Origin of the sequence: Halanaerobium congolense (assembly GCF_004366375.1) — a bacterium.
Lineage (GTDB): Bacteria > Bacillota > Halanaerobiia > Halanaerobiales > Halanaerobiaceae > Halanaerobium > Halanaerobium congolense.
Map to the genome: position 1 here is coordinate 67,101 of NZ_SOEF01000009.1, position 7,536 is coordinate 74,636.

General features: G+C 34.4%; 6 protein-coding genes and 1 pseudogene. 6 read left to right on the top strand and 1 reads right to left on the bottom strand.

The window, feature by feature from the left end:
- The first annotated feature begins 5 nt into the window (after positions 1–5).
- The 6 genes from prfB to C7954_RS04905 all read left to right on the top strand — a co-directional run bounded on the left by prfB (position 6) and on the right by C7954_RS04905 (position 7,086).
- Positions 6–1,104 (top strand): peptide chain release factor 2 gene (gene prfB, locus C7954_RS04880; protein ID WP_108076435.1). Its coding sequence is split into 2 segments (ribosomal slippage): positions 6–74 and positions 76–1,104, totalling 1,098 coding nucleotides; the frame shifts between segments, so codons are not numbered across the junction.
- A 16-nt stretch (positions 1,105–1,120) separates the two neighbouring features.
- Complete coding sequence (locus C7954_RS04885) at positions 1,121–3,079, top strand: DUF5693 family protein (protein ID WP_234971210.1); 1,959 nt, start codon at positions 1,121–1,123, stop codon at positions 3,077–3,079.
- 3 nt (positions 3,080–3,082) lie between these two features.
- A complete protein-coding gene (gene csaB, locus C7954_RS04890; protein ID WP_073160420.1) occupies positions 3,083–4,153 on the top strand; it encodes a polysaccharide pyruvyl transferase CsaB in 1,071 nt (356 codons plus the stop codon).
- Complete coding sequence (locus tag C7954_RS04895; RefSeq protein ID WP_073160418.1) at positions 4,141–4,875, top strand: WecB/TagA/CpsF family glycosyltransferase; 735 nt, start codon at positions 4,141–4,143, stop codon at positions 4,873–4,875. Before csaB ends, C7954_RS04895 begins: the two co-directional genes overlap by 13 nt.
- A 29-nt stretch (positions 4,876–4,904) precedes the next feature.
- Positions 4,905–5,747 carry a YitT family protein gene (locus C7954_RS04900; RefSeq protein WP_073160416.1) on the top strand — a complete coding sequence of 281 codons (843 nt, stop codon included), beginning with the start codon at positions 4,905–4,907 and terminating at the stop codon, positions 5,745–5,747.
- A 103-nt stretch (positions 5,748–5,850) separates the two neighbouring features.
- Positions 5,851–7,086 carry a S41 family peptidase gene (locus C7954_RS04905; RefSeq protein ID WP_089655647.1) on the top strand — a complete coding sequence of 412 codons (1,236 nt, stop codon included), beginning with the start codon at positions 5,851–5,853 and terminating at the stop codon, positions 7,084–7,086.
- A 32-nt stretch (positions 7,087–7,118) separates the two neighbouring features.
- On the opposite strand, the pseudogene C7954_RS14165 reads toward C7954_RS04905, so the two are convergent.
- Positions 7,119–7,343: pseudogene (locus C7954_RS14165) on the bottom strand (transposase); the annotation flags it as partial.
- Positions 7,344–7,536 lie beyond the last annotated feature (193 nt).

The window sequence follows — 7,536 nt, forward strand, 5'->3', positions numbered from 1 at the left end:
TTGGAGTGAATAAGAATTTTAAAGATAAATTTTCTGAATTAGAACAGAGATTTAAGGAATTGAGTGATTTACTTTGACCGGGAAAGACTGCTGAAGGAAAAAAAAGATATAGAAGCAGAAATGGCTGCCGGAGGTTTTTGGGATGATAAAAAAAATGCACGCAAAAAATCACAGAAACTTGATAGGATAAAAAAACGGTTAAAGGTAATTGAAGAATTGGAAGAAAAATTTGAAGAAGCTGAGATTTATTTTGAGCTGGCTGCAGAAGAAGCTGAGAGTTTAGATGCCGAATTAAAAACCACCTTAAGAGAACTTGAAAAAAAGCTGGAAAAGCTGGAATTAAAGCTGCGCCTTAATGAACCTTATGATGATCATAATGCAATTCTTTCTATTCATCCCGGTGCTGGTGGAACAGAGTCTCAGGATTGGGCACAGATGCTGCTTAGAATGTACAGCCGTTGGGCAGAAGCAAATGATTATGAACTGCAGACCTTAGATTTTAATCCTGGTGAAGAAGCTGGTATTAAAAGTGTGACAATGATGATTAATGGTGATTATGCTTATGGTTATTTAAAAGGAGAAAAAGGGGTCCATCGTTTGGTTAGAATTTCTCCCTTCGATTCTTCAGGGCGGCGCCATACATCTTTTGCTTCAGTTGATGTTATGCCGGAGATAGACGATGATTTAGAGGTTGATATTGACGAAAATGATTTAAAAATTGATACCTATCGGGCCAGTGGGGCTGGAGGTCAGCATGTAAATAAAACTGATTCAGCAGTTAGAATTACTCATCTGCCGACAGGAGTTGTGGTGCAGTGTCAAAATGAGCGGTCACAGCATAAAAACAAGGCAACAGCAATGAAAATTTTAACTTCCAAACTCTTAGAATTAAAGGAAGAAGCACAGGCCGAAAAAATTGATGAACTGGGTGGTGAACACAAAGAGATTGCCTGGGGAAGTCAGATCCGTTCTTATGTCTTCCACCCTTATAATATGATTAAAGATCACCGAACTGATTTTGAAGAGGGTAATGTTGATAAAGTTATGGACGGATATCTAGATGAATTTATAGAGGCATATTTGAAATATAAGAGCACACAGTAAATATTTTATAGAAAAGGTGAATTTCTTGAAGAAAATATTGATTGGAGTTATTTTAATAACTTTTATTGCAGCAGCTTTTACTTTGACAGCAAGAGTTGATAATGTAGATCAAAATTATGGTGTAGAGATAGTTATGGATGGAGAAAGTTATGCAGAATTGAAATCGCTGGCTCCGGAAATAAGTCTTCAAAAACTAAAAGATAATGGAATTACAGCTCTAGCAGTATATCAGCAGAGCTTAGAAGATTTTCTGGATAGAGGTAGTCTAAAAAGGTTAGAAGCTTTTGATATATTTTTAGCGGGAAATGAACTGCAGACTAGATTGGAAAATGAAGGAATAGAAATTGATCAATTGGATAATTCGGCTATTTTTGCAGTTTTTAGTGCTTCCTTAAAAGATCAGCTAGAAAATTTAGAGGCCGATCTGAAAGCTGAATATTCAGCTGAGCTGATTAGTACCTCTGATTATGACCTTCTTTATTTTCCAAACTGGCATGAAAGCCTTGAAGATTTAAGTTTAGGCTATAATTCCAATCAGGCAGCAGAGGCTCAGGAGCTGGGCCTAAAAATTGCTTATAGAAGTAATAATAAAGTTAATTCCTTTTCTGCTCTGAAAAATAATCTTGAGCTGTTACAGCCTAAAATTTTAATTTTTGATGGAGAAGAAGTAACTGGTTATCCAGATAAAATAGAAGAAACAGCTGCTTTAATGCGGGATTATAATTTAACCTTTGGTAAAATAGAAGCTTTTATTGCTGCACAGTCTGGAGCGGAAAAGTTAGCTGTTTTAAATGATTATGATCTGCTTCGAACCCACAGTATGCAGCAGGATGAAGTCGAGCAGGCTGATAGTCGGGAGATAATTAATAGATACTTGTTATCAGTGAGAGAACGAAATGTGAAATTGATTTACCATAAACCATATCTAAAAGGAAGTCAGCTGACTTCTAGAAATTTAGATCTTTTAGCTTCACTTTCAACGAGTTTAAAAGCTGAAGGCTATAACCCAGGCAGTTCAGAAGTAGTTAATTACTACAGCAACTCAAACTGGGACCTTTTAGCAATTTTATTAGGAGTGACAGCAGCTGGTATTTTATTATTGAATTATTTTACCACTTTTAAATATTCAAAAGTTATGAATATATTTTTTCTTCTGGCAGCAGGATTTGCTTTCTTTTTACTGCAGCTTGATCGAGAAATTTTATTAAGACAGATAACTGCTCTAGGAGCAGCTGTTATTTTCCCTTCTTTAGCTGTAATTATTTTTTTATTAGAGAAAGATAAGGGAGCAGAAGAATTAGAGGGAAGCTTATCGTTATCGTATATTTTCTTTAATTTCACTGCTGCAGTGTTAACAGCCTTAATTGGAGGAGTTTTTGTCAGTGGGGCTCTTAACACCAGTGACTTTATTTTTAAGATTAATGATTTTAGAGGAGTAAAAGTTGCGTTTTTGATGCCTTTAATCATTATTTCACTTTATTATTTTGTACAGCCCGGCAGTAAAAATCTAAAAAAGGAAATTCCTAAAATATTAGAAAGTGTAATTAAAATCAAACATTTAATTCTTGCTGGAATTTTAGCTTTAATAGCGATTATCTATGTTGGTAGAACAGGTAATTTCCCGCTGCTTCCGGTTCCTGCCTGGGAATTAACTGTCCGCAGTTTATTAGAAAAAATATTATATGTGAGACCAAGATTCAAGGAGTTTTTGATCGGTCATCCTCTTTTTATCTTTTCTTTGTATATAGCTGCTAAGAAAAGAAAAGAGCTTTATTTTTATCCGATTTTAATGCTGGCTTCAGTTGGAGTGATAACTACAGTTAACACCTTTTCTCATCTGCATACACCGGTTATGATTTCGCTGTTAAGAACCTTTCATTCTTACTGGCTTAGTTTTATAGTGGCTTTAATTTTAATTTTATTTTATCAAGGCTTTAATTACTTTTATCAAAAATATTATAATTTATGGGGCTAAATGATGAAAAATATTGTAATTTCTGGTTATTACGGCTTTAATAATCTTGGTGATGAGGCTGTTTTAGCTGGAATAACTTCACTCTTGAAAAAGAAAAATAAGGATTTAAAGATTACTGTTTTATCAGCTTCACCAGCTGAAACTGCTAAGCTGTATAATGTTAAAGCTGTTAACCGCAGCTCAATAATTAAAATATTATCAGTACTGGCAGAAGCTGATCTTTTTATTAGTGGTGGTGGAAGTCTGCTGCAGGATGTAACCGGTAATTTTTCGGTGCCCTATTATTTGGGGTTTGCCTGGTTAGCTAAAATGCAGGGAACAAAAACTATTTATTATGCTCAGGGAGCTGGGCCTTTAAATAAAAAATGGAGCCAAAGGCTAACTGCTCTGACCTTAAATAGATTTAATTTGTTAGGAGTTAGAGATCAGGAATCAAAAAGGCTTTTAAGAGATATTGGAGTCAAAAGAGATATTAAACTAACTGTTGATCCGGTATTTGCTCTCTATGATCCCCTGCACAACAACCGTCAGAAAATAAAAGGAAAAGTAGAAATTGGCATTTCTGTCAGACCCTGGTCTGTAGATTATATTGATCAGCTTGCTGCTGCTTTAAATAAATTTTCTCAGTCTAAAAATATTAAATTTATTCTATTTCCTATGCACCAGGGATCAGATGAAGGAATATCTAAGCAGCTGAAAAATAGATTAGAAGCTGAAGCCGAAATTTTTGAGCTGCCAGCAGCACCTGAAAAAGCATTAAAGGAATTTTCACAGCTGGATTTATTTATTGGGGTGCGTTTGCACAGTTTAATCTTTGCCCTTTTAAATCAAATACCTCTGCTGGCTTTAAGTTATGATCCTAAAATAGAGGGGTTGATGTCAGAGCTGGATTATCTTCCATTAATGAAATTGGAGGCTCTAGAAGTAGAGACAGCTGTAGAGAAATTAGAATACATATTTTCTGAAAGATATACCCTTCGCAAAAAGATTAAGGGATTTTTGCTTAAAAAAAGATCTGAGGCAGAAAAATTTGCTGAGCTTGTTTTGGAGGAGGTTGACTCTTGCGGAAGCTGATAAAAATACTTGATGTACATATTGATCAGGCCAATATGAGTCAGTCAGTAAAAAGAATTAGGGAACTAATTGCTGATCACAATCAACCTTCTTTAATTGTTACTCCAAATTCAGAAATGCTGGCAATGGCAGCTGAAAATTCAGAACTGGCTAGAATTTTAAACTCAGCAGATCTAGCAACTCCAGACGGAATAGGTGTTGTTATTGCTTCTAAAATTTTAGGTCAACCTCTGGAAGAAAGGGTTGCTGGCTTTGATTTGATAAGCAATTTATTTAAAGAATTTGCAGGAGAAGAAATTAATTTTTATTTTTTAGGTAGTAAGCCTGGAATTGTTGATCAAGCAGTAGAAAATTTAAAAAAAGATTATCCAAATTTAAATATTTTAGGTTATCACCATGGATATATAAACCGGGATGATCAACAGAAAATTATTGCTGATATTAATTCCAAAAATATTGATTTGCTGCTGGTGGGCATGGGAGTTCCACTTCAGGAAAGATTTTTGGATAATAACTTAAAAAACTTAAAGGTAGGGGCAGCGGTTACTGTTGGTGGAAGTTTTGATGTTCTAGCAGGAAAGGTAAATAGAGCTCCACTCTGGATGCAGAAAGCAGCTTTAGAATGGTTTTACAGGCTGCTGCAGGAGCCATCTCGCTTTGGCAGAATGCTGGCCCTACCCAAATTTATTTTTTTAGTACTTAAATCTAAGTATCTAAAATAAGTCTATAAGCTTACAAGGGGGTATAAAGATTGAATAAAAAAACTATAATTGAGTATATTGGAATTACAGCTGGCTCACTTTTAATTGCTCTGGCTTTAACTTTATTTTTAGTTCCTAATAGAATTGCTGCTGGTGGAGTTAGCGGTTTAGCTACTGTTATTTATTATCTAACATCATTTCCAATTGGGCTAACAATGCTAATTATTAATATTCCGCTTTTTTTAGCAGGGCTAAAAATTATGGGGAAGAGTTTTGGTATCAGAACAATTTACGGTATTGGATCACTATCACTTTTTACTGATCTGCTGCAGCCACATATGACTTCTTTAACTAATGATTTGCTTTTAGCCTCCATTTATGGAGGAGTTATTGGAGGAATCGGTCTTGGTTTAGTTTTCCGTTTTAGGGGAACAACAGGAGGCACAGACTTAATTGCATCTTTAATAAATTATTATACAGGAATTTCAGTAGGGGAAGGACTTTTAATTGCAGATGGAATTGTAGTTGCTTTGGCCGGTATTTTCTTTAATTTAGAAGTGGCTCTTTATGCTGCAGTTACAATCTTTATTAACTCCAAAACTATTGATGTAATTCAGGAAGGTTTGAATTTTAAAAAGGGATTACTTATTATTTCCGATCGAGCAGAAGAGATTAATCAGATGGTTGTTGATGATTTAAATAGAAGTACCACTGAGTTTGCAGCTAAGGGTGGTTATACAGGAGAAAAAAAGCGGGTGCTGCTCTGTATTATTTCTCGTTCTGAAGTTTCAGAAGTGAAAAGGGCGGTAGCTGATATTGATAAAGATGCTTTTGTAATTATTAGTAATGTGCACGAGGTACTTGGAGAGGGTTTTACAGAAATAGTTCATTAAGCCAGAAATTTATTTTTGACAGTTTAAGAATATTTATTAATGCAATTTAAGAATATTTATTAATTTTGTTTAATATAATTTAAGGAAGTAGGTGGCAGATTTTATGGATAAAATCAGAAAAATATTAAAAAACAGAAAGGTATTTTTAAGTTTAACTTTATTAATTTTATTTTCTTTCACTTTTGCAGCAGCTGCCCAGAATGGAGCAGTTCAGGAACAGATTTCAGAAAAGCAGCAGGCAAACGATTATACTAAGGCAGATGCTTTTCAGGATGTAATGTTTCTACTGCAGAATTATTATGTTGAAGATGTTGATTTTGAGACTTTAATTGAAGGTGCTATTGACGGCATGTTGAATAAAGTTGACCGCTATTCGTATTTTATGTCTCCATCAGAATACAAAGAAATGCAGCAGGAGTATGAAGGTCACTATGGAGGAATTGGTATTGTAATTACAATGCGTGATAACAAATTGACAATTGTTTCTCCTATTAAAAATACTCCGGGAGAAAAAGCCGGCTTAAGAGCTGGGGATATTATTTCTGCTATTGATGGAAAAGAAACTACAGAAATGTCACAGATGAAAGCTGTAGATATGATGAGGGGAGAAGAAGGAACTGATGTCACTTTAACTATTGATCGAGGTGATGAAGATCTTTTTGATGTAAAAATAACTCGTAAGGATATAGAAGTTCCTTATGTAGAAACAGAGATGAAAACGGAAGAAATTGGTTATATTTCTCTGGCCCAATTCATTGAAAATGTAGGTAAAGATGTTGAGAAAGCTGTTGCTGATTTAAAAGCTCAGGGAGCTAAGGGAATTATTCTAGATTTAAGAAATAATCCTGGAGGTCTGCTGAATGAGTCAATTGATGTTGCTTCAGTATTTTTGGATAAGGGAGTAGTCGTGTCAGTTAAACAAAAAGATGAGACTGAAAGAATATTAGAGGTTAATCAGGAAATAAATTCTGATACTCAAATTCCACTAATTGTTTTAATAAATAAAGGTTCTGCTAGTGCTTCTGAAATAGTTGCAGGAGCTGTAAAGGATTATGGCCGTGGTAAATTAATGGGAACAACTACTTTTGGTAAAGGAGTTGTTCAATCAGTAGTGCCGCTGGAAGATGGCTCAGCAGTTAGCTTAACTACAGCTCGTTACTATACTCCTGATGGTAATTATATTCATGAAAAAGGAATTGAGCCTGAAACAAAAATTGAATTAGATTTAGAAGCTGCTCAGGAAGACGGCAGTGACAATCAATTAGATCGGGCTATAGAAGAAATGAAGAATATGATATTTGTCAGAGAATTTCAGGATAAAAAAGCTGCTGGCGAATAGGAAAATTACATGCATCTGAAGCAACAATTTATCTAAAACTGCCAAGAAAACTCCATCCAAGCTATGCATTGGGTGGAGATGATTTGGCTATTTACTTTGATTTTCAATATTTTTTTGATTATCTCAATAGTAGCACCACCCGTAGATACAATACAGCAGCTCCTAGACCAAAAAGCAGACTTCCAATAATATTTTTTCAAATATTGTTCATATTGCTTTTTGATAAGTCTTGAAGATACAGTTTTTAATGTATTGACTAACTTAGATAATTGTTATTTAAGTCTCTATTCATAAAAATTAAACCTCCATTTTTTCTTTTACATACAAACATATGTATGGTATAATTATAGTAGAGTGGAGGTGAAAAATCAATGCGGTTATCATTTAAATTTAAGCCTAAATTAAACCATAAGCAGTTAGTGATAATTAGGGAATTAGCCTGGCATTGCT

Coding starts and splice junctions, on each gene's coding strand:
- C7954_RS04905 (WP_089655647.1), top strand. CDS start 5,851: ATGGATAAAATCAGAAAAATATTAAAAAACAGAAAGGTATTTTTAAGT.
- csaB (WP_073160420.1), top strand. CDS start 3,083: ATGAAAAATATTGTAATTTCTGGTTATTACGGCTTTAATAATCTTGGT.